Genomic DNA, 20,057 nt, shown 5'->3' with positions numbered 1-20,057 from the left:
GTGATCGACCTGCACGCCCATTCGAGCGCCAGCGACGGCACGGAGGCCCCTGCGGACCTCGTCGCGTCCGCCGTCGCCGCCGGTCTCGACGCGGTCGCGCTCACCGACCACGACACGGCGAGCGGCTGGGACGAGGCCGCGGACGCCGCCGGGCGGCTCGGCATCACCCTCGTCCGCGGCATCGAGGTCTCCTGCGCCCGGTACCGGCAGTCCGTGCACCTCCTCGCCTACCTGCCGGACCCCGACGAGGCCGCGCTCGCCGGCGAGCTCGCCCGCTCCCGGGAGAGCCGCGACACCCGCCTGGACCGGATGGTGGAGAGGATGGCGGCCGACGGGCTGCCGGTCACCGTCGCCTCGGTCCGCGCCGAGGTGCGCGACGGGGCGACCCCGGGCCGGCCGCACATCGCCGACGCGCTGCTGCGGGCCGGGGCGGTCGGGCACCGGGACGAGGCGTTCGCCCGCTGGCTCGGCGACGACAGCCCGTACTACGTCGGGCACTACGCCCCCGACCCCGTCGTCGCCGTCGAGGCCGTCCGGGCGGCCGGGGGAGTGGCGGTCCTCGCCCACCCGCGCTCGCGGACCCGGACCGGGGTCGTCGAGGACGACCTCGTCGAGGAGATGGCGGCCGCCGGGCTCGCCGGCATCGAGGTCGACCACCGCGACCACGACGACGACGCCCGCCGGCACCTCACCGACCTCGCCGCCGCGCTGGGCCTGCTGACGACCGGGTCGAGCGACTACCACGGCACCGGCAAGCGCAACCGGCTCGGGGAGAACACGACGTCCCCGGACGTCCTGCGGGGCATCGAGGAGCGGGCCACCGGCGTCCCCGTCCTGCGCCCCTGACCCCGGACGCTCCTCGCGCTGCGCCGCGCCGGTCCGTACCGTGTGCGCGTGCCCACCTCGACCGACGCCGAGTACGTCCTCCTGCTGTCCTGCCCCGACCGGCGCGGCATCGTCGCGACCGTCACGGCGCTGCTCTTCGAGCAGGGCGCGAACATCGAGGAGAGCCAGCAGTTCGACGACGTCCGCACCGACCAGTTCTTCATGCGGATCCGGTACTCCGTCGGCGGCGACGACGTCGGTGTCGACGGCTGGCGCGAGCGGTTCGCGCCCGTCGCCGCCGAGTACGGCATGGAGTGGTCGGTCCGTGACGCCCGGGTGCCGTACCGCGCGGTCCTCATGGTGAGCCGGTTCGGGCACTGCCTCAACGACCTGCTCTTCCGGTGGCGCTCCGGCGCGCTCAACCTCGAGATCCCGGCCGTCGTGTCGAACCACCCCGACCTCGAGCCGCTCGTGCGCTCCTACGGGGTCCCGTTCCACCACGTGCCCGTGACGGCGGGGACGAAGCCGGAGGCCGAGGCGACGCTGCGCGGGATCGTCGCCGAGCACGCCGTCGACCTCGTCGTCCTCGCCCGCTATATGCAGGTGCTGTCCGACGACCTCGCGACCGACCTCGCCGGTCGGGTCGTCAACATCCACCACTCGTTCCTGCCGTCGTTCAAGGGCGCCAAGCCGTACCACCAGGCGTTCGAGCGCGGGGTCAAGCTCGTCGGGGCGACGGCGCACTACGTGACGCCCGCGCTCGACGAGGGGCCGATCATCGAGCAGGACGTCGTGCGCGCCGACCACCGGATGACCCCGGACGAGCTCGTCCGCGCCGGGGAGGAGGTCGAGTCCCGGGTCCTCGCCCGGGCCGTCCGCTGGCACTGCGAGTCGCGGATCCTCCTCAACGGCCACCGGACGGTCGTCTTCAGCTGACGTCGTCGGGCGTCGCCTCGTGGCCGGGACGTCCGTGGCTGCGCCGGTCGTCCTTCAACTCCGCCTCGAAGACGTGCCGCCGTCCCTCCGTCAGGGCCTCCCGCGCCGCGCGCTCGTGCTCGCGGAACGCCGCGTAGTACCCGTCGTCGTACTCCTCGACGACCTGGAACGACCAGCGTCCGGCGAGCACGTTGCGGCCGACGAGGTCGGTCTCGAGGGTGTCCGCGAGGTCGTCGTGCCCGGCCTCGCGGAGCGCGTCGACCGCCTCGCCGAGGGTGAGGTCCGCCGTGCCGCACCGGCGGTGGAAGGCGTAGAGGTGGCCGCGTGCCTCCTCGACGACCTCGAGCGCCTCGGAGAGCTTGCCGAGGGCGGCGACGGTGTCGTCGGAGCTGCCGGAGGGGCGGGCGTGCGCGTCGTCGAGGGCCATCGCCCCAGGCTAGGCCCCCTGTCGACCCTCCCCTGTGGAAAACCTCGCGGCGGCGTCGGCCGTTCCGGGCAGGCTGCTCGGCATGAGCTTCGAGACACTTCCCGAGAACTGGCCCACCCTCCCGCTCGACGACCCGCACCTGCTCGCCGACGTCGTCGACCTCGTCGTCGGCGAGCGGGACCGGTCGGACGGATGCGTCGGCCTGCTGCTCCTCGACGACGGGATGCGCCTGGCCCAGCCGTGTGTCGTCGGTGAGGTGCCGGACGACGCCGACCCGGCGGACTTCGTCGCCTTCCTCGACCAGGTCGCCGCGATGGTCCACGACGCGGGGGGAGCGGTCGCGTTCGTCCGCGGGCGCGACGGCGCGGGCCGCCTCACCGACGCGGACCGTGCGTGGCACGAGGCGGTCCTCGCCGGGTGCCGCCGCGCGGACGTCCGGCTGCTCGGCGCGTTCCTCGCCACCCCGAGCGGGGTCCGGACCTACCCAGAGCCGCTCGCGGCGGACGAGGCGCTCGCGTCCTGAGCCCGGCGGGTCGGGAGCCGGCGGGTCGGGCGCCGGCCGGTCAGGAGCCGGCGGGCTCGGCGAGGCGGAGGAACTCCAGGTGCCGCTCGTAGTGGTCGAGACAGTCGTGGATGAGCTGGGGCTGGCTGTAGCCCATGACGTCGTACCCCTGCCCGCCGTCCTCCAGGTACACCTCGAGCCGCGCGTAGGTGTCGCGGCTCTGCAGCATCCGGCCGCCGTACGTCGGGACCGGCGACTCGACGAGCTCGACCCGGTAGACGAACGGGGTCGACCCCTCGGTCGTCGTCCGCAGCGTGACGGCCGGCGGCTCCCCGGACAGGTCCTCGTCGCAGACGGAGGTCTCGCCGTGCCGGCACAGCTCGTCGGCGACCTCGGTGAGCGCGGGCACGACGACCGAGCGCAGGTGGTCCACCGCGTCGTCGCGGTCGACGAAGTTCGTCACCCGCGCCAGCCGGCTCTTCCACGACGCGGCCTGACCGGCCTCGCGGGCGGGGTTGCTGCGTGCGGACATCATCGAGTGCATCGCGTGGTCGCGGCTGTCGACCCGCTGGCCCTCGACCCGCAGCGCGCGCAGCAGCCCGACCATGACGAGGACGAGGACGACCGCGAACGGCAACCCGAAGATGATCGTCGCGTACTGCAGCGCCGTGATCCCGCCGACGGCGAGCATCGCGACGGTGAGCAGGCCGGTCGCCGCGGCCCACGTGATCCGCAGCCACGGCGCCGCGTCCTGCGAGATCGACCCGAGCCGGCTCGTGAGGTTCGCCATGACGAGCGCCCCGGAGTCGGCGGACGTCACGTAGAAGAGCAGCCCGACGAAGAAGGCGAGGACGATGACGACCTGTCCCGCGGGGTAGCCCGACAGCAGCTCGTAGAAGCCGATCCCGGTGAAGTCCTGCGCGGTCTCGGCGAACGTCGCGTCACCGCTGCGGATCCGGTCGATCGCGGCGTTGCCGAAGATCGAGATCCACATGACGATGTAGGCGAACGGGATGACGAGGCAGCCGGCGACGAACTGGCGGATCGTCCGACCCCGCGAGATGCGCGCGAGGAAGAGGCCGACGAACGAGGCCCAGGCCACCCACCAGGCCCAGAAGAAGAGCGTCCAGTAGCTCATCCACTCGGCGTTGTCGGTGAAGGGGAAGGTCTCCATCGTCTTCGCGGGGAAGGTTCGCACGAAGTCGCCGACGTTGGCCACGGTCGCGTTGAGGAGCATCGCCGTGTTGCCGGTGACGAGCACCCATGCCGCGAGCCCGAGGGCGAGGACGACGTTGAGCTGGGAGAGCAACCGGATGCCCTTGTCGACGCCGGTCGTCGCCGACACCGCGGCCATGACGACGGCGAGCACGGCGAGGGCGATCTGCGCCCCGGTCCCGACGCCGACACCGAAGAGGATGTTCAGGCCGACGTTGAGGAAGACGACGCCGATGCCGAGCGACGTCGCGACGCCGAAGATCGTGCCGAGGACCGCGGCCGTGTCGACGGTGTGCCCGAGCGGCCCGTCGATCCGCTTGCCGAGCACGGGCGCGAGGGCCGAGCGGACGGCGAGCGGCAGCCCGCGGCGGTAGCAGAAGTAGCCGAGCGCCATCCCCATGAGGGCGTACATGCCCCAGCCGGTGATGCCGTAGTGGAAGAGCGTCCACACCGTCGACTCGCGGGCGGCCTCGACCGTCTCGGCCTCGGGCCCGCCGGCGGGCGGGGCCATGTACTGCGTCGCCGGCTCGACGACGGAGTAGAACATCACGTCGGTCCCGATGCCGGCGGCGAACAGCATCGAGGCCCACGCGAAGGTCGAGAACTCCGGCCGCGAGTGGTCCGGGCCGAGGCGGACCGACCCGTAGCGCGAGACCGCGAGGCCGATGACGAAGACGAGGACCGCCGTCGCGAGGAGGACGTAGAACCAGCCGAACCAGCCGGTGACCCAGCCGGTGACGGTCCCGAGCCCGGACTCGGCCGAGCCGGGGCTGATGATCGCCCACAGCGCCATGGCGAGGACGCCGGCGAGGGAGGCGACGAGGACGGGGACCCGGACGGGGGGTCCGGAGAACCGGCCGGGCGGCGCGGTGGTCGTGTCGGTGTCGGTCGTGCTCATCGGGTCTCCTCGGCGGTCCTCAGGCGGTGGTCGGCGCGTCGAGCGGGCTGCCGGCGCGGTGGTCGTACCAGGGGGCGTCCGACGCGGGGAGCGGCTGCTCGCCCTTGACGAGGTCGGCGGCCTTCTCGGCGAGCATGACGACGGGGGCGTAGATGTTGCCGTTCGTCACGTACGGCATGGCGCTCGCGTCGACGACCCGCAGGCCCTCGGTCCCGTGGACCCGCATCGAGCCGGGGTCGAGGACCGACTTCTCGTCCGTCCCCATCCGGGCGGTGCAGCTGGGGTGCAGTGCGGTCTCGGCGTCGTTCCGGACCCACTCGAGGATCTGCTCGTCCGTCTCGACCTCGGGGCCGGGGGAGATCTCGCCGCCGTTGTACTTGGCGAGGGCGTCCTGGCCCATGATGTCGCGGGTGACGCGGACGGCCTCGATCCACTCCCGCTTGTCCTGCTCGGTCGAGAGGTAGTTGAACCGCATCGCCGGCTTCATCTTCGGGTCGGTGCTGCGGATCCTCAGCCAGCCGCGGGCGTCGGAGTACATCGGCCCGATGTGCACCTGGTAGCCGTGGCCCTCGACGGGGCTCGTGCCGTCGTACCGGATCGCGATCGGCAGGAAGTGGAACATGAGGTTCGGGTAGTCGACGTCCTCGTTGCTCCGGACGAACCCGCCGCCCTCGAAGTGGTTCGTCGCACCGAGGCCCCGGCGCAGGAAGAGCCACTCCGCGGCGAGCTTCGGCCGGTTCCTCCACTCCAGCCCGGGGGCGATCGAGACCGGCTCGGTCGCGGCGTGCTGGATGTAGACCTCGAGGTGGTCCTGGAGGTTCTCGCCGACTCCGCGCAGCCCGGACACGACGTCGATGCCGAGGGGGCGGAGCAGGTCGGGGTCGCCGACACCCGACAGCTGGAGCAGCTGCGGGGTGTTGATGGCGCCGCCGGACAGGATGACCTCGCCGGCGCGGACGGTGTGCCTGCGTCCGGCGACGGTGTACTCGACGCCGACGGCGCGGGTGCCCTCGAAGAGGACCCGTGTCGTCATCGCGAGGGTGCGCACGTGGAGGTTCGGGCGGTGCAGCACCGGGTGGAGGTAGGCGCGCGCCGCGGACAGCCGTCGCCCGCGGTACACGTTCCGGTCGAACGGGCCGAAGCCCTCCTGCCGGTAGCCGTTGACGTCGGGGGTGCGGGGGTAGCCGGCCTGCTCGGCGGCCTCGAAGAAGGCCTGGAAGAGCGGGCCGGTGGCCGGGCCGCGCTCCATGACGAGCGGCCCGTCGCCGCCGCGCCAGGTGTCGGCGCCGGCGAGGCAGGTCTCCATCCGCTTGAAGTACGGCAGGCAGTGCGCGTAGTCCCAGTCGCCCATCCCGGGGTCGGCGCCCCAGCGCTCGTAGTCGCGGGGGTTGCCGCGCTGGAAGATCATCCCGTTGATCGAGGAGGAGCCGCCGAGCACCTTGCCGCGGGCGTGGTAGACCCGCCGGCCGTTCATGTGCGGCTCGGGCTCGGACTCGTACTTCCAGTCGTAGAACCGGCTGCCGATGGGGAACGGCAAGGCGGCGGGCATGTGGATGAACGGGTCGGCCTTGATGTCGGAGCGGCCGGCCTCGAGGACGAGGACCGAGGTGCCGGGGTCCTCGGAGAGCCGGTTCGCCATGACGCACCCGGCGCTGCCGCCGCCGACGACGACGACGTCCACCCGGTCGGGGACCTCGGCGAGCGTCGTGCGGTCGCGCAGCCGGCCCGCGGTGTCGCGGCCCTTGGCGTAGACGCTGCGGGCGGTGTCGGTGATGCGGTCGGCCGTGCTCATGCGAACCACCCCGTCGGGGCCGGTCGGGTGTTCTCCCACACGTGCTTGGTCTCCTGGTACTCCTCGAGGCCGAGCTCGCCGAGCTCACGGCCGATGCCGGACTGCTTGTGCCCGCCCCACTCCGCCGGGGCGACGTAGGGGTGGTAGTCGTTGACCCAGACGGTGCCGAGCCGCAGCCGTCGGGCGACGCGGGCCGCCCGGTCGGGGTCGCCGGTCCACACCGCGCCGGCGAGGCCGTAGCGGGTGCCGTTGGCGAGGGCGACGGCCTCCTCCTCGGTCGTGAACGTCTCGACGGTGAGGACGGGCCCGAAGGACTCCTCCTGGACGACGTGCATCTCGAGCGAGCAGCGGTCGAGGACGGTCGGCAGGTAGTAGTGGCCGTTCGCGAGGGCCGGGTCGTCCGGTCGGGCGCCACCCACCCGCAGCCGGGCGCCCTCGGCGAGCCCGCTCGCGACGTAGTCCTCGACCTTGGCGAGGTGCTCGGCGCTCGTGAGCGAGCCGGTCTGGGCGTTCTCGTCGAACGGGGTGCCGAGGCGGATGCCGCGGGCCCGCTCGACGATCGTTGCGACGACCTCCTCGGCGCAGGACTCCTCGACGAGCAGCCGGGCCCCGGCGGAGCAGACCTGCCCCGAGTGGAGGAAGACCGCGGTCATCGCGTTGTCGATCGCGGCCTCGCGGTCGGCGTCGGCGAAGACGATGTTCGGGTTCTTCCCGCCGAGCTCGAGGGCGACCCGCTTCACCGTGCCGGCGGCCTCGCGCATGAGGTGCTTGCCGACGGCGAGGCTGCCGGTGAAGGAGACGAGGTCGACGCGCGGGTCGGTCGACATCGGCCCGGCGCAGCCCGGCCCGGTGCCGAGGACGAGGTTCGCGACGCCCGCTGGGACGCCGGCCTCCTCGATGGCGCGGACCATGAGGATCGTCGAGTGCGGGGTGATCTCGCTCGGCTTGAGGACGAAGGTGTTACCGGCGAGCAGGCACGGGGCGACCTTCCAGCTCGCCTGGAGGAGGGGGTAGTTCCACGGGGCGATGAGCGAGCAGACGCCGATCGGCTCGCGGTGGACCCGGCTCACGACGCCGTCCTGGCCCGGGTCGACCTCGCGGACCCGCTCCACGTGCTCGCCGAGCGAGCCGTAGTACCGGAAGACGCTCACGACGTCGGCGACGTCGATCTTGGCCTCCTCGAAGCGCTTCCCGGTGTCGAGCGCCTCGGCGCGGGCGATCTCGTCGGTGTCCCGCTCGAGGATGTCGGCGACCCGGGCGACGGCGGCGGCGCGCTCGGCGGGCGAGGTGTCCCGCCAGCGGGCGTCGTCGGCGGCGGCCCGGGCGGCGGCGATGGCCCGCAGGGTGTCGGCCTCGTCGGCCTCGTCGACCTCGCCGACGAGGGTGCCGTCCGCGGGGCACGTGATGGTCCGCCGTCCTGCGGCGGTGGCGGCGACCCAGGAGCCGTCGATGAAGAGGTCGGGCACGCGGTGTCCTTCCGTCGAGGGGTGGCGCGGCGGAAAGGACCAGACTTCCGAGCGGGGCACTCGACGTCAAGCCTGCGTCGCTGCGCCCCACCGGCATCCCTCCTCAGGTCCGCGTGGCGGTGCGCCGTCGGTGGGCGGCGGCCTTGACCCTGTTCTGGCACCGGGTCGAGCAGAAACGCCGGTGGGTGTTGCGCGACCGGTCCACCCACACCCGGTCGCACGCCGGGGCGTCGCACACCCCGAGCCGCGAGCCGAGGTCGCCGCCGACCGCCATCGCGAGCCCGGCGGCGATGCCCGCCGCCCAGCCGCGCGCGAAGGTCGTGTCGGGGCCGTGGAAGTGGATGGACCACCCGCCGTCCGGGCGGCGGTCGAGCTCCGGGTGCGCCTCCGTCCGGCGCAGCATCGCGTTGACGACCTCGGCCGCCCGGTCCTCGTCCCCGACGTCGAGCGCCTCGAACACCGCGCGGGCCTGCACGACCTCGTCGCACAGCGCCGACACCTCGCGCAGCGACGGCGTCGGCTCGTAGCCCGGGTACCGCACGGCGGCGACGACCGCGGCCCGACGTTCCTCACCGGTCGGTGCAGGCGCCGGACGGCCGCCGTCCTCGCCGGGGGTCACGGCGTTGACGAGCCGCACCGCGCTGTCGACCACGGCGTCGACGTGACTGTTGAAACGCATGTCAGACGTCACCTACTTTCGCGCTTGTTACTGCTCACGAAGCCTACGACAGTCATGCACGTCCTCGTGCTCGCCCGGGTCGTCAACCGCCTCGGCGGCGCCGGCATGGGCTTCCTCGGCGTCCGCCTCACCCGGGACCTCGGCGTCCCGTTGTCCACGACGGCCACCGTCCTCGCCGTCTTCGGGCTCGCGACGATCCCCTCGCGGCTGCTCGGCGGGGTCGTCGCGACCCGGTGGGGTCCGCGCCCGGCCCTCGTCGGTGGCCTCGTCGCCGCCGGGGTGGCGCAAGCCGTCATCGTGGCCGGTAGCTCCTTCGGCGTCGTCGTCCTCGGGGTCGTACTCCTCGGCCTCGCCTACGAGGTCGTCGAGCCGGCGACCCAGGCGGCCGTCGCCACCGGCGTGGCGCCCGAGCGACGGGCCTCGCAGTTCTCCCTGCTCTGGGCCTGCGTCGCCCTGGCCGGGGTCGGCGCCGGCGTCGTCGCCGCGCTCGTCACCCGGTGGGGTGTCGCCGCCCTCTTCGCCGTCGACGCGGCGACGAGCCTCGCCGCCGCGCTCGTCGTCGCGATCCTCCTCCCGGCGCTCCCGGTCCACCGGGTCCACCGCCCGTGGCGGGCGGCCCTCCGTCGTCCCGTCCTGGCCTGGGCCGGGCTCTGCACGGTGCCGACGACGCTCGTCATGGTCGTCGTCTTCATGCTGCCCGTCGTCGTCGAGCTCTCCGGCCGCTCGCCGTCGACGACGGCCTGGCTGCTGGCCGTCGCCGCGGGGTCGGCGCTGGTGACCCAGCGGGTGCTCGGCCGGTGGGAGGCGCGAACCTCGGCGTCGGCGACCCTTGCCGTCGGCTACGGCCTGTTCGCGGTGGCGCTCGCGGTCTGGGCGGTCGGGGGGCTGCCTGCGCTCGTCGTCGGCGCGGCGATCGAGGGGGCGGCGGGCAGCCTCGTCGTCGGTACCTAGATGGCGGTGGCGTCACGTCTCGCCACGCCGGGGGCCGAGGCCGCCGTCATGACCGTCCAGGGCCTGTCGTGGGGCGTCGCGACGGTCGTGGCTCCCGTCGTCGGGGCCGCGCTGCTCGGCGTCGGACCCGCGGTGCTCTGGCTCACCGGGGCCGGAATCGCCCTCTTGCTCGCAGTCGGGCACGCCGCCGTCCCGCTCCGGCTCGTGCTCGCGGTCGCCGGGACGTCGGCGCGGGAGGAGCGGGTCGCCGCGGGAGTGGCCGCCGGCTGAGAGGATCACGACCATGGACCTCGAGTCGGTCGCCCGCGAGCTGTACGCGCTCGCGCCCGAGGAGTTCACGGCCGCCCGCAACGCCCTGGCCCGGGAGCTGCGCGCGGCCGGTGACCGGGAGCTCGCCGGAGCGGTCGCGGCGCTACGTCGGGCGAGCCCCGGGGCGCACCTGCTGAACCGCCTCGTCGCCGCACGTCCGGACGAGGTCGAGCAGGTCCTCGACCTCGGCGTCCGCCTCCGCGCGGCCCAGGGGACGCTGGCGCCGGCGGAGCTGCGGGCCCTCGACGACGAGCGGCGACGGCTGACCCGGGCCCTCGCCGGGGTGGCCGTCGAGGCGGCGCGGGACGAGGGGCGGCGGGTGTCGCCGTCGGTGGCGGCGGCGGTCGAGGAGACGCTGCGGTCCGCGATGGTCGACCCGGTCGCGGGGGAGGCCCTCGGGACCGGCCTGCTCGTCGAGACCTTCAGCGCGAGCGGTCTCGACCCGGTCGACCTCACCCGCGTCCTCGCCGTGCCCGGCCTCGTCGGGTCCGACGACCGGCCCCGGACGACGCCCGGCCCCCAGCGCGCGGCGCCCGACCCCGAGCGGGTGGCCCAGGCGCGGTCCGCCGTCGACGAGGCCGAGGCGGGGGTCCGGACGAGCAGGGAGAGGGTCGAGGCGGCACGACGCAGGGCCGGCGAGGCGGGCCGGCGCCGCGAGGACCTGCGGACCGAGCTCGAGGACCTCGAGCGGCGGGTGGCCGACGTCCGCGGCCGGCTCGACGCGGCGGGGGCGGCGGCCGACGACGCCCGGCGGGCCCAGCACGTCGCGACGCGGGACGAGCGGACGGCGCTCGAAGCCCTGGAGCGGGCGCGGCGGCGGCTCGCCGACCTCGGCGGCTCACCGGCCGAGAGAGCTCGTGTGGAGCATCCGAGGGGTCAGGACCCCGGAGATCCTCCACACGGGAGCGCGGCGTCGATCCGGTGCTCCGTGCCGAGCCTCAGCACTCGATGACGTTGACGGCGAGGCCGCCGCGGGCGGTCTCCTTGTACTTGACCTTCATGTCGCGGCCGGTGTCGCGCATCGTCTTGATCGCCTTGTCGAGGGAGACGACGTTCGAGCCGTCGCCGCGCAGCGCGATCCGGGCGGCGGTGATCGCCTTGACCGAGCCGACGGCGTTGCGCTCGATGCAGGGGATCTGGACGAGCCCGCCGACCGGGTCGCAGGTGAGCCCGAGGTTGTGCTCGATGCCGATCTCGGCGGCGTTCTCGACCTGCTTCGGCGTCCCGCCGAGCACCTCCGCCAGTGCCCCGGCGGCCATCGAGCACGCCGACCCGACCTCGCCCTGGCACCCGACCTCGGCGCCGGAGATCGACGCGTTCTCCTTGTACAGGGCCCCGATCGCGGCGGCGGTGAGGAGGAAGTCGACGACCCCGTCGTCGTCCGCTCCCGGCACGAACCGCGTGTAGTAGTGCAGGACGGCCGGGATGATCCCGGCCGCGCCGTTCGTCGGCGCGGTGACGATCCGACCCCCGGACGCGTTCTCCTCGTTGACCGCGAGGGCGTAGAGCGTCACCCAGTCCATCGCCGCGAGCGGGTCGCCCGCGTGCTCCCGGCGCAGCTGCAGCGCGAGGCGGGGTGCCCGGCGCCGGACCTTCAGCCCACCGGGCAGCACCCCCTCGGTGCGGCAGCCGTTGTCGACGCACTCCTGCATGACCGACCACAGGTGCAGCAGGCCCTCACGGACTTCGGCCTCGGTGCGCCAGGACAGCTCGTTGGCGAGCATGACCCCGCTCACCGGCAGCCCGGACTCCTCGCACCGGGCGAGGAGCTCGGCCCCGGAGGAGAAGGGGTACCTCACCGGGGTGTCGTCCGGGACGAGCGCGCCCTGCCCGGCCTCGTCCTCGTCGAGGACGAACCCGCCGCCGACGGAGTAGAACTCCCGCGTGCGCAGCGGCTCCTCACCCTCGCCCGGGTCCGCGGCCCCCCACGCCGTGAAGCGCATCCCGTTGGAGTGGAACGGCAACCTCGCCCGCCGGTGCAGGACGATGTCCTCGTCGGGGTCGCACACCGCCTCGTGGTCCCCGCCCAGGCGCAGCACCCCCGACGCGCGGACCTCCTCGACCCGGCCCTCGGCCGCCCGCGGGTCCGTCGACTCCGGGTGCTCGCCCTCCAGGCCGAGGAGGACGGCCTTGAGCGAGCCGTGGCCGTGACCCGTCGCCCCCAGCGAGCCGAACAGCTCGCCGCGCACCCGCCCCACCCGGGGGAGGAGGCCGTCGGCCCGCAGCCCCTCGACGAAGGTGTGCGCCGCGCGCATCGGGCCGACGGTGTGCGACGACGACGGACCGATACCGACGGAGAACAGGTCGAACGCTGAGATGGCCATGGTCCGGTCAGTGTGTCATTCCGTGGACACGGTCGGGGAGGCGCGCGGGGGTGCGTCGGCGCCGCCCGCTACCGTCGGGGCGATGACGGACACGGGGGGCGGCACGGAGCAGGGGGTCTTCCCCGGCATGCCGGAGCCGCTGTGGGGCGGCAGCCCGAGCAAGCTGCTCGCCTTCCTCGACTGCCCACGGCGGTACCGGATGACCTACCTCGACGTCCCGCGCCCCACGCCGCGACACCAGCGGGCGCACACCTCGGTCGGCATCGCCGTCCACAACGCCCTGCGCGACGTGTGGGACCTCGACGCCCCGACCCCGCAGGAGGGCGGCCGGCTCCTCGAGCGGGCGTGGATCGACGTCGGTTTCCGCGACGCCGCGCAGTCCGCGCGCTGGCGGGCCCGGATGCGCGACGCGGTCGTCACCTACCTCGAGCGGTTCGGGCCGCCGGTCCGCCCGATCGGTATCGAGCGCACCGTGTCGCTGCTCAGCGACGACCTGCGGCTCCAGGGGCGCGTCGACCGTCTCGACGACCGCGGCGGCGAGCTCGTCGTCGTCGACTACAAGACCTCGCGGACCGTGCCCACCGACGACGACGCCCGCACCTCGCTGCCGCTCGCGCTCTACGCGGCGGCGGTCTGGAAGATGCTGCGGCGGCCGGTGTCGCGGGTCGAGCTGCACCACGTCCCGTCCGGCACGGTCGTCGGCCACGACCACACGGGGGAGTCGATCCGGCGGCACGTCGAGCGGGCGCGCTCGATCATGCACGACGCCCGGACGGCCGATGCCGACCACGCGGCGCACGGGACGGCGTCCGAGATGTTCCCCCCGGTGACGGGCCCGCTGTGCGGGTGGTGCGACCTGCGGGCGCACTGCCCCGAGGGTCAGGCGGCCGGTCCGGAGAAGTCGGACTGGGCGGCACTGGGCGAGGACTGACCTCGGGGATCGTCGGGCCGCCGCGGCCGGGGTCCGACCGGCCGGCACCGGTCAGCAGGACGGCCCGTGCTCGATGCCCGGTCGCTCCGGGTCCGCGCCGGCGGCGGTCGCGACGCGGCGTGCGGCTGCGCCCAACGACCGCAGCTCGGCCGGCGCCAGGACGTCGACGACGAGACGCCGTGCCTCCCGGACGTGCCCGGGCGCCGTGGCGCGGATCTTGTCCCAGCCCGCGTCGGTGAGGCGTGCCTCGACGCGCGCGGGTCCGTCGCCCGAGCAGCGGCTGCGCGTGATCCAACCGCTGCGCTCCAGGCGGGTCACCGCGTGCGAGAGGCGGGAGAGCGAGCCCCGCGAGAGCTCGGCGAGGTCGCTGAGCCGCAGGGTCCGGTCCGGCGCCTCGGAGAGGGCGGCGAGCACGTGGTACTCGAACCCGTTGATCCCCGCGTCCCGCTTCAGCTGGGCGTCCAGGGCGCTCGGGAGCGCGGCGACGAGGGCCATGAGGGCGCGCCAGTCGGCGAGCTCGTCGTCGTCGAGCCACGGGACCGCGTCCTCGTCGGGAGCCGGGGGCATGGCTCCATCCTATGGTGACTTGAACATTCAACACAGGTCGTCGTACGCTGCGAGCGCAACTTGAATGTTCAACTCATCCCTGGAGGGACCCCCATGACCGTCCTGCGCATCGACGCCTCCATCCAGGGCGACCGCTCGTCGAGCAGTGCGCTCGCCGACCTCGTCCTCGAGCAGTACGCCGCCTCCCGTCCCGACGACGCGGTCGTGCGCCGCCACCTCGGCGCCGCCCCGCTCCCGTCCGACGCCTGGCCCCTCGCCATCGGCGGGTCGTTCACCCCCGAGGGGGACCGCACCGACGCCCAGCGGTCGGCCATCGCCCTGGCCGGCGACCTCGCGGCCGAGCTCCGCGCCGCCGACGCCGCCGTCCTCGCGCTGCCGCTCTACAACTGGGGCGTCTCGCAGCACGTGAAGACGTGGATCGACCTCGCGATCGCCGGTGGCGCCCAGGGGGAGCGACTGCTCGACGGCACGCCCGTCGTCGCCCTCGTGACCCGGGGCGGGTCCTACGCGCCGGGGACGCCGAAGGAGGGGTGGGACCACAGCACCGACTACCTGCGCCGGGTGCTCGTCGACGTGTGGGGTGCCGATCTCACGCTCGTCGAGCGGGAGCTGACGCTCGCCGGGGTGAACCCCGCCCTCGACGACCTCCGGGACCTCGCGGGCTCGCTGCGTGAGAGCGCCGAGGAGGCCGCGGCGGACGCCGGAGCGGCCCTGGCCCGTCGCGCCGCCTGAGGGCGTCGGGGTGGGCGGCGCGCAGCGTCTCCCGCCCGCCCGGCCGACGAGGAAGCGAGCGGATGTCGGTGGACGGTGCCACGCTGGCGACATGGACCAGCGGATCTCGTTCGTCACCCTCGCCGTCACGGACCTCGACGCGTCGCGTCGGTTCTACGTGGGCGGCCTCGGCTGGACTCCCGAGCTCGACGTCCCGGGTGAGGTCGTGATGTTCCGGGCCGGCCCGATGCTCGTCCTCAGCCTGTGGGACCGGGCGGCGTTCGAGCTCGAGGTGGGACGGCCGGCGCAGTCCGGCCCCGGGGTCGTCCCGATGACCCTCGCGCACAACGGCCGCACCGAGGCGGAGGTCGACGCCGTCCTCGCCCTGGCCCGGTCGGCGGGGGCCGAGGCCTCAGCCGCGCAGCGCCGCGAGTGGGGCGGGTACACGGGCTACTTCGCCGACCCGGACGGCTTCCGGTGGGAGGTCGCGACCAACCCCGGGCCCATCGGGGAGTCGGTCCTGCCACCCGCCGGCTGAGCCGCTGGGGTCGAGGAGGGTCAGAGGCCGGCGACGTGCCGGTTGTTCTGCTTCGCGGTGTGGTACTCGCGGAGGTTGTCCGTGAGGATCCGGCGCACGGCCGCGGTGTCCGCGGTGGCGTGGCCCGAGGCCTCGGCACGGTCGATGGCCGAGAGCAGGTCCTCGACCTCGTACGGGGTGCGGTAGCTCGCCAGGTCGGCGCGCAGGCGGCGGACGTACTCCTTGCGCTCGCGACGCTCGCGCAGCTCGTCCTTCATGGTGGTCCAGAGGGTCGTCGTGTTCGTCATGCATCCAGTCTCCGCCGGTACAAACCATACGTCCAATGAAAACGGTACATACGACTCATGCTCTAGAGTCATGGGATGGACACCGACGCGCTCCGCTGGTTCCAGCTCGTCGCGGACGGCTACACCGTGACCGAGGTGAGCGAGGTGTTCGGGGTCAGCCAGCCCGGCGTCTCGCGGGCGCTCGCCCGGCTGGAGGAGCAGGTCGGGACCCCGCTGCTGCACCGTCAGGGCCGGGTGCTGCGGATGACGCACGCCGGGTCGGCCTTCAAGCGCCACGTCGACGGGCTCGTCAACGAGCTCGACGACGGGCTCGCGGCCGTCTCCGAGCTCGTCGACCCCGAGAGCGGCGTCGTCGGGCTCGCCTTCGCGCAGAGCCTCGGCAGCTGGCTCGTGCCCGGCCTCGTCGGCCGGTTCCGCCGCGAGCACCCCCGGGTACGGGTGACGCTGCAGCGCACCGCAGCGACGGTGCCCGGGCGGATCTCCACCCAGCTCGCGACGCGCAGCGCCGACCTCGAGCTCACGGCCCACCGGGCGGCGGGGGTCGACGTCGCGTGGCAGCAGCTGCTCGTCGAGCCCCTCGTCCTCGCCGTCGACGTCCACCACCGGCTCGCCGGCGCCGACCGGGTCGCGCTCTCCGACGTCGCCGGCGAACCCTTCGTCATCCGCCGGGCCCCGTCGGGCATGCGGGCCCAGACCCTCGAGCTGTGCCGGGCCGCCGGGTTCGAGCCGCAGGAGGCCGTCGAGGCCGACGACCTGCCGACCGTCCGCGGGTTCGTCGCGGCGGGGCTCGGGGTCGCCGTCGTGCCCGCCCAGGGCCTGCCCGTGCCGACGACGTTCGCCCGCACCCGGCTCCTGCCGCTCGCCGACGAGGGGGCGCAGCGGGAGGTCGGTCTCGCGTGGGTCGAGGGGCGGCCGCTCCTGCCGTCGGCCGAGGCGTTCCGCCGCTTCGTGCTCACCCGGGGCGCCGCTCCCGCGGGGTGAGAGGATCGGCACGACCGCGCGACCCGATCCGGAAGGCTGCCCGATGGCGTCCACCCGCAAGGCCCCGATCATCGCCCTCGCCAACCAGAAGGGCGGCGTCGCGAAGACGACGTCGGTCGCCTCGCTCGGGGCCGCCTTCGCCGAGGCCGGCAAGCGGGTCCTGCTCGTCGACCTCGACCCGCAGGCGAGCCTCACCTTCAGCCTGGGCGTGGACCCCGACACCGTCGAGGCGTCCCTCCACGACGTGCTCGTCGGCGGGGTCGACATCGCCGACGTCGTCCAGGAGTGCGCGGACGGCGTCGACCTCGTCCCGAGCGCGATCGACCTCGCCGGCGCCGAGGCCGTCCTCCTCGGCCGGCCGGCGCGCGAGTACGTGCTCCGCGAGATCCTCGAGCCGGTCCGCCGGCGCTACGACGTCGTCCTCCTCGACTGCTCGCCGAGCCTCGGCGTCATCACCCTGAACGCCCTGACCGCGGCGCAGGGCCTCGTCGTCCCGATGCCGTGCGAGATGCTGAGCCACCGCGGGGTCGGCCAGCTGCTCGACACCGTCGCGGACGTCAAGCGCATCCTCAACAAGAAGCTCGTCGTCCTCGGCATCCTCCCGACGCTCTACGACGGCCGCAGTGCCCACTCCCGCGAGGTGCTCGAGGACGTGGGGGAGCGCTACGGACTGCCGGTCCTCTCGCCGCCGATCCCCCGCACCGTGCGCTTCGCCGAGGCCCCCGCCGCCGGCCGCTCGATCCTGTCGACGAGCCGGACGAGCAAGGGCGCGAAGGCCTACCGCGAGGTCGCGGCGGGCCTCCTCGAGCGGATCTGACGGGCCCTCGCCACGTCGTCGCCCTGACCGTCGTCGAACCTTCGACGAAGATTCGACGTCGCTGGTTGGCACGGGTGCGCCGACGGCGCTTACGGTGGAGACCATGACCACCACCACCCCCGCCATCATCGTCGACGAGGCCAAGGGCGCGTTCCGCCAGGGCACCATCGAGCGACGCGACCTGCGCCCCGACGACGTCCGCATCGCCGTCAAGTACGCCGGCATCTGCCACAGCGACATCCACCAGGCCCGCGAGGAGTGGGGCGAGGCCCGCTTCCCGATGGTCCCGGGCCACGAGATCGCCGGTGTCGTCACCGAGGTCGGCGCGGACGTCACCCGCTTCTCCGTCGGTGACCACGTCGGTGTCGGCTGCATGGTCGACTCCTGCGGCGAGTGCGAGATGTGCCGGGCCGACCACGAGAACTTCTGCGAGAAGGGCATGGTCGTCACGTACAACGGCGTGAACTACGACGGCGAGGAGGCCTTCGGCGGGTACAGCCAGGAGATCGTCGTCTCCGACCGCTTCACCCTCCGCATCCCGGACGGAATCTCGCTCGACGAGGCCGCGCCCCTGTTGTGCGCCGGCATCACGACGTACACCCCGCTCCAGCGCTGGGTCACCGAGCCGGGACAGAAGGTCGCCGTCGTCGGGATGGGCGGGCTCGGCCACATGGGCGTCAAGATCGCCGCCGCGATGGGCGCCGAGGTCACCGTCTTGTCGCGGACGACGTCGAAGGAGGAGGACGGCAAGGCGTACGGCGCCGTCGACTACCGGGCGACGAGCGACGACGCGACCTGGGAGGACCTCAAGGGCACCTTCGACGTCATCCTCTGCACGATCTCCGCCGACCTCCCGGTCGACTCCTACCTCGGCCTCCTCAAGCCGTTCGGCACGTTCGTCAACGTCGGCCTGCCGGAGAACACCCAGTCGGTGCACTTCGGTTCGCTCATCACCGGCGACAAGACCCTCGCCGGGTCGAACATCGGCGGCATCAAGGGCACCCAGGAGATGCTCGACTTCTGCGCCGAGCACGGCATCGGCGCCACCGTCGAGGTCATCGGGGCCGACGAGGTCGACCGGGCCTACGACGACGTCGTCGACAGCAAGGTCCGCTACCGGTACGTCATCGACACGAGCACGATCACCCCGCAGGACTGACGCCCCGGGGGACTCCCCGGACCCACGACGAAGGCCCCGCACCGGTTCGGTGCGGGGCCCTCGTCGTCGTGCGGGGCGTCAGGTCAGCCCTGGGACTCGCCGGCGGGCTTGCCGCCACGGGTGCGGCGCCGGTTGCGGCGACGGCGCGGACGGTCCGAGCCGCCCTCGCCCTGCCGCTCACCGCCACGGTCGGAGCGCTCGCCCGGCCCCCGGCCGCCCTCGCGGCCTCCGTCCCGGCCCCCGTCGCGTCCACCGCGACCACGACCGCCGCCGCCGCGACCGCCACGGTCGCCTCCGCGACCGCCACCGGACCGGCCGGTCTCGCCGAGGTCCTCGAGCTCCTCGGCCTTGAGGCCCTCGCGGGTGCGCTGCTCCTTCGGCAGGCGGCCCTTGGCGCCCTCGGGGATCTTCAGCTCCGTGAAGAGGTGCGGCGAGGAGGAGTAGGTCTCCTGCGGCTCCGGGATGCCGAGGTCGAGCGCCTTGTTGATGAGCGCCCAGCGGTGCAGGTCGTCCCAGTCGACGAAGGTCACGGCGACACCGGTGTTGCCCGCGCGGCCGGTGCGGCCGGTGCGGTGCAGGTAGGTCTTCTCGTCCTCGGGGCACTGGTAGTTCACGACGTGCGTGACGTTCGTGACGTCGATGCCGCGGGCGGCGACGTCGGTGGCGACGAGGACGTCGACCTTGCCGTTGCGGAAGGCCCGCAGCGCCTGCTCGCGGGCGCCCTGGCCCAGGTCGCCGTGCAGCGGGGCGGCGGCGAACCCGCGGTCGACGAGCTCGTCGGCGACCTTGGCGGCGGTGCGCTTGGTGCGGGTGAAGCAGATCGTGAGCCCGCGGCCCTCGGCCTGGAGCATCCGGGCGAGCATCTCGACCTTGTCCATGGCGTGGGCGCGGTAGACGAACTGCTCGATGGCCTTGACGGTCGCGCGGTCGTCCCCGTCGTCGTCGGACATCGCGCGGATGTGCGTCGGCTGGTTCATGTACCGCCGGGCGAGGGTGACGACGGCGCCGGGCATCGTCGCGGAGAAGAGCATCGTCTGCCGGCCGGCGGGCGTCATCGCGAGGATCTTCTCGACGTCCGGGAGGAAGCCGAGGTCGAGCATCTCGTCCGCCTCGTCGAGGACGACGGTGCGGGCGTGGCCGAGCTGCAGGTGACCCTGCTGGGCGAGGTCGATGAGCCGGCCCGGGGTGCCGACGACGACCTCGACGCCCTTGCGGAGGGCCTCGATCTGCGGCTCGTAGGCGCGCCCGCCGTAGACGGTGAGGACGCGGATCCCGCGCTTCTTGCCGGCCCGCTCGAGGTCGCCGCTCACCTGGACGGCGAGCTCGCGGGTCGGGGCGACGGCGAGGGCCTGCGGCTTGCCCGGGGCGGGGAGACCGTCGAACGCGTCGTCACCGGGGGCGACGACCCGGTTGAGGATCGGGACGCCGAAGCCGAGGGTCTTGCCGGTGCCCGTCTTGGCCTGGCCGATGATGTCGTGGCCGTCGAGGGCGACCGGCATCGTCATCGACTGGATGGGGAAGGGGTGGACGATCCCGGCGTCGGCGAGGGCGCCGACGATGTCGGGGTGGACAGGGAAGTCGGCGAAGGTCTGCTGCGGGACGGCGGGCGCGGCGGGGGCCGCGGCGGCGTCGTCCTCGGGGGTGGGGGTCGGTTCGGCGACGTCGGTCATGAAGGGACTCTCTTCCGGTCGGCAGGCGCGAGGGCGCCGGCGCATCTGGCTGCGGGCCGATCGGAGGTCTGC

General features: G+C 73.8%; 21 protein-coding genes. 12 read left to right on the top strand and 9 right to left on the bottom strand.

The features are described from left to right. Both KC207_RS11170 and purU read left to right on the top strand, forming a co-directional pair. Nucleotides 1-846, top strand: a complete 846-nt coding sequence (locus tag KC207_RS11170; protein ID WP_211603103.1) for a PHP domain-containing protein — start codon at nt 1-3, stop codon at nt 844-846. A gap of 48 nt (nt 847-894) precedes the next feature. Then, nucleotides 895-1,761: a formyltetrahydrofolate deformylase gene (purU, locus tag KC207_RS11165; protein ID WP_249138699.1), complete on the top strand. Its 867-nt coding sequence runs from the start codon at nt 895-897 to the stop codon at nt 1,759-1,761. Here the strand turns inward: purU and KC207_RS11160 are convergent. Then, complete coding sequence (locus KC207_RS11160) at nt 1,754-2,188, bottom strand: hypothetical protein (protein WP_211603101.1); 435 nt, start codon at nt 2,186-2,188, stop codon at nt 1,754-1,756. The genes purU and KC207_RS11160 overlap by 8 nt on opposite strands. A gap of 82 nt (nt 2,189-2,270) precedes the next feature. Here KC207_RS11160 and KC207_RS11155 point away from each other — a divergent pair, with 82 nt between their 5' ends. Next, nucleotides 2,271-2,711, top strand: a complete 441-nt coding sequence (locus KC207_RS11155) for a hypothetical protein (protein WP_211603100.1) — start codon at nt 2,271-2,273, stop codon at nt 2,709-2,711. 40 nt (nt 2,712-2,751) lie between these two features. Here the strand turns inward: KC207_RS11155 and betT are convergent, their stop codons facing one another. The 4 genes from betT to KC207_RS11135 all read right to left on the bottom strand — a co-directional run bounded on the left by betT (nt 2,752) and on the right by KC207_RS11135 (nt 8,740). After that, nucleotides 2,752-4,803: a choline BCCT transporter BetT gene (gene betT, locus KC207_RS11150; RefSeq protein ID WP_211603099.1), complete on the bottom strand. Its 2,052-nt coding sequence runs from the start codon at nt 4,801-4,803 to the stop codon at nt 2,752-2,754. A 19-nt stretch (nt 4,804-4,822) separates the two neighbouring features. Next, entirely contained in the window at nt 4,823-6,595 is a 1,773-nt protein-coding gene (gene betA, locus KC207_RS11145) for a choline dehydrogenase (RefSeq protein WP_211603098.1), read from the bottom strand. Further along, entirely contained in the window at nt 6,592-8,061 is a 1,470-nt protein-coding gene (locus KC207_RS11140; RefSeq protein ID WP_211603097.1) for an aldehyde dehydrogenase family protein, read from the bottom strand. Before KC207_RS11140 ends, betA begins: the two co-directional genes overlap by 4 nt. Nucleotides 8,062-8,164: 103 nt before the next feature. Continuing rightward, nucleotides 8,165-8,740, bottom strand: a complete 576-nt coding sequence (locus KC207_RS11135) for a CGNR zinc finger domain-containing protein (protein WP_211603096.1) — start codon at nt 8,738-8,740, stop codon at nt 8,165-8,167. 54 nt (nt 8,741-8,794) lie between these two features. Between KC207_RS11135 and KC207_RS11130 the strand changes: the two genes are divergently transcribed. Genes KC207_RS11130 through KC207_RS11120 form a run of 3 tightly spaced genes read left to right on the top strand, consistent with a single transcriptional unit; the run spans nt 8,795 to nt 10,952 of the window. Next, the gene (locus KC207_RS11130) at nt 8,795-9,691 is read left to right on the top strand and encodes an MFS transporter (RefSeq protein WP_211603095.1); all 897 of its coding nucleotides are present in this window, start codon (nt 8,795-8,797) and stop codon (nt 9,689-9,691) included. 6 nt (nt 9,692-9,697) lie between these two features. Next, a complete protein-coding gene (locus KC207_RS11125; RefSeq protein WP_211603094.1) occupies nt 9,698-9,961 on the top strand; it encodes a hypothetical protein in 264 nt (87 codons plus the stop codon). Nucleotides 9,962-9,974: 13 nt separating this feature from the next. Beyond that, complete coding sequence (locus tag KC207_RS11120; RefSeq protein WP_211603093.1) at nt 9,975-10,952, top strand: hypothetical protein; 978 nt, start codon at nt 9,975-9,977, stop codon at nt 10,950-10,952. On the opposite strand, the gene KC207_RS11115 is transcribed toward KC207_RS11120, so the two are convergent. Beyond that, complete coding sequence (locus tag KC207_RS11115) at nt 10,939-12,324, bottom strand: L-serine ammonia-lyase (protein ID WP_211603092.1); 1,386 nt, start codon at nt 12,322-12,324, stop codon at nt 10,939-10,941. The two genes, KC207_RS11120 and KC207_RS11115, sit on opposite strands and share 14 nt — an antisense overlap. Before the next feature lie 82 nt (nt 12,325-12,406). On the opposite strand from KC207_RS11115, the gene KC207_RS11110 reads away from it, so the two are divergent. After that, on the top strand, nt 12,407-13,255 hold the full coding sequence (locus KC207_RS11110) for a RecB family exonuclease (protein ID WP_211603091.1): 849 nt from the start codon (nt 12,407-12,409) through the stop codon (nt 13,253-13,255). A 51-nt stretch (nt 13,256-13,306) separates the two neighbouring features. On the opposite strand, the gene KC207_RS11105 is transcribed toward KC207_RS11110, so the two are convergent. Further along, nucleotides 13,307-13,822 (bottom strand): MarR family winged helix-turn-helix transcriptional regulator, encoded by a 516-nt coding sequence (locus tag KC207_RS11105; RefSeq protein ID WP_211603090.1) that lies wholly within the window; start codon nt 13,820-13,822, stop codon nt 13,307-13,309. Nucleotides 13,823-13,915: 93 nt separating this feature from the next. Between KC207_RS11105 and KC207_RS11100 the strand changes: the two genes are divergently transcribed. Then, a complete protein-coding gene (locus KC207_RS11100) occupies nt 13,916-14,554 on the top strand; it encodes an FMN-dependent NADH-azoreductase (RefSeq protein WP_211603089.1) in 639 nt (212 codons plus the stop codon). A gap of 91 nt (nt 14,555-14,645) precedes the next feature. Continuing rightward, nucleotides 14,646-15,071, top strand: a complete 426-nt coding sequence (locus KC207_RS11095) for a VOC family protein (RefSeq protein WP_211603088.1) — start codon at nt 14,646-14,648, stop codon at nt 15,069-15,071. 20 nt (nt 15,072-15,091) lie between these two features. On the opposite strand, the gene KC207_RS11090 is transcribed toward KC207_RS11095, so the two are convergent. Next, nucleotides 15,092-15,358, bottom strand: coding sequence for a hypothetical protein (locus KC207_RS11090; RefSeq protein WP_211603087.1), 267 nt, complete (start codon nt 15,356-15,358; stop codon nt 15,092-15,094). Nucleotides 15,359-15,433: 75 nt separating this feature from the next. On the opposite strand from KC207_RS11090, the gene KC207_RS11085 reads away from it, so the two are divergent. From KC207_RS11085 to KC207_RS11075, 3 genes are all read left to right on the top strand, one after another. Next, on the top strand, nt 15,434-16,339 hold the full coding sequence (locus tag KC207_RS11085) for a LysR substrate-binding domain-containing protein (protein WP_211603086.1): 906 nt from the start codon (nt 15,434-15,436) through the stop codon (nt 16,337-16,339). Nucleotides 16,340-16,382: 43 nt separating this feature from the next. Further along, complete coding sequence (locus KC207_RS11080) at nt 16,383-17,156, top strand: ParA family protein (RefSeq protein WP_211603085.1); 774 nt, start codon at nt 16,383-16,385, stop codon at nt 17,154-17,156. A gap of 103 nt (nt 17,157-17,259) precedes the next feature. After that, nucleotides 17,260-18,315: an NAD(P)-dependent alcohol dehydrogenase gene (locus tag KC207_RS11075; RefSeq protein ID WP_211603084.1), complete on the top strand. Its 1,056-nt coding sequence runs from the start codon at nt 17,260-17,262 to the stop codon at nt 18,313-18,315. Nucleotides 18,316-18,398: 83 nt separating this feature from the next. On the opposite strand, the gene KC207_RS11070 is transcribed toward KC207_RS11075, so the two are convergent. Next, the gene (locus KC207_RS11070) at nt 18,399-19,985 is read right to left on the bottom strand and encodes a DEAD/DEAH box helicase (RefSeq protein ID WP_211603083.1); all 1,587 of its coding nucleotides are present in this window, start codon (nt 19,983-19,985) and stop codon (nt 18,399-18,401) included. Between the last annotated feature and the right edge of the window lie 72 nt (nt 19,986-20,057).

The sequence above is a fragment of the Phycicoccus avicenniae genome, from assembly GCF_018139485.1.
GTDB lineage: Bacteria > Actinomycetota > Actinomycetes > Actinomycetales > Dermatophilaceae > Phycicoccus > Phycicoccus avicenniae.
This window is presented reverse-complemented; position numbering and strand designations above follow the sequence as displayed.

Excerpts from the sequence above, each read along its gene's own strand:
- KC207_RS11160 (WP_211603101.1), bottom strand. The coding sequence starts at position 2,188 with ATGGCCCTCGACGACGCGCACGCCCGCCCCTCCGGCAGCTCCGACGAC.
- KC207_RS11155 (WP_211603100.1), top strand. The coding sequence starts at position 2,271 with ATGAGCTTCGAGACACTTCCCGAGAACTGGCCCACCCTCCCGCTCGAC.
- betT (WP_211603099.1), bottom strand. The coding sequence starts at position 4,803 with ATGAGCACGACCGACACCGACACGACCACCGCGCCGCCCGGCCGGTTC.
- betA (WP_211603098.1), bottom strand. The coding sequence starts at position 6,595 with ATGAGCACGGCCGACCGCATCACCGACACCGCCCGCAGCGTCTACGCC.
- KC207_RS11135 (WP_211603096.1), bottom strand. The coding sequence starts at position 8,740 with ATGCGTTTCAACAGTCACGTCGACGCCGTGGTCGACAGCGCGGTGCGG.
- KC207_RS11130 (WP_211603095.1), top strand. The coding sequence starts at position 8,795 with ATGCACGTCCTCGTGCTCGCCCGGGTCGTCAACCGCCTCGGCGGCGCC.
- KC207_RS11120 (WP_211603093.1), top strand. The coding sequence starts at position 9,975 with ATGGACCTCGAGTCGGTCGCCCGCGAGCTGTACGCGCTCGCGCCCGAG.
- KC207_RS11115 (WP_211603092.1), bottom strand. The coding sequence starts at position 12,324 with ATGGCCATCTCAGCGTTCGACCTGTTCTCCGTCGGTATCGGTCCGTCG.
- KC207_RS11110 (WP_211603091.1), top strand. The coding sequence starts at position 12,407 with ATGACGGACACGGGGGGCGGCACGGAGCAGGGGGTCTTCCCCGGCATG.
- KC207_RS11105 (WP_211603090.1), bottom strand. The coding sequence starts at position 13,822 with ATGCCCCCGGCTCCCGACGAGGACGCGGTCCCGTGGCTCGACGACGAC.
- KC207_RS11100 (WP_211603089.1), top strand. The coding sequence starts at position 13,916 with ATGACCGTCCTGCGCATCGACGCCTCCATCCAGGGCGACCGCTCGTCG.
- KC207_RS11095 (WP_211603088.1), top strand. The coding sequence starts at position 14,646 with ATGGACCAGCGGATCTCGTTCGTCACCCTCGCCGTCACGGACCTCGAC.
- KC207_RS11090 (WP_211603087.1), bottom strand. The coding sequence starts at position 15,358 with ATGACGAACACGACGACCCTCTGGACCACCATGAAGGACGAGCTGCGC.
- KC207_RS11085 (WP_211603086.1), top strand. The coding sequence starts at position 15,434 with ATGGACACCGACGCGCTCCGCTGGTTCCAGCTCGTCGCGGACGGCTAC.
- KC207_RS11080 (WP_211603085.1), top strand. The coding sequence starts at position 16,383 with ATGGCGTCCACCCGCAAGGCCCCGATCATCGCCCTCGCCAACCAGAAG.
- KC207_RS11075 (WP_211603084.1), top strand. The coding sequence starts at position 17,260 with ATGACCACCACCACCCCCGCCATCATCGTCGACGAGGCCAAGGGCGCG.
- KC207_RS11070 (WP_211603083.1), bottom strand. The coding sequence starts at position 19,985 with ATGACCGACGTCGCCGAACCGACCCCCACCCCCGAGGACGACGCCGCC.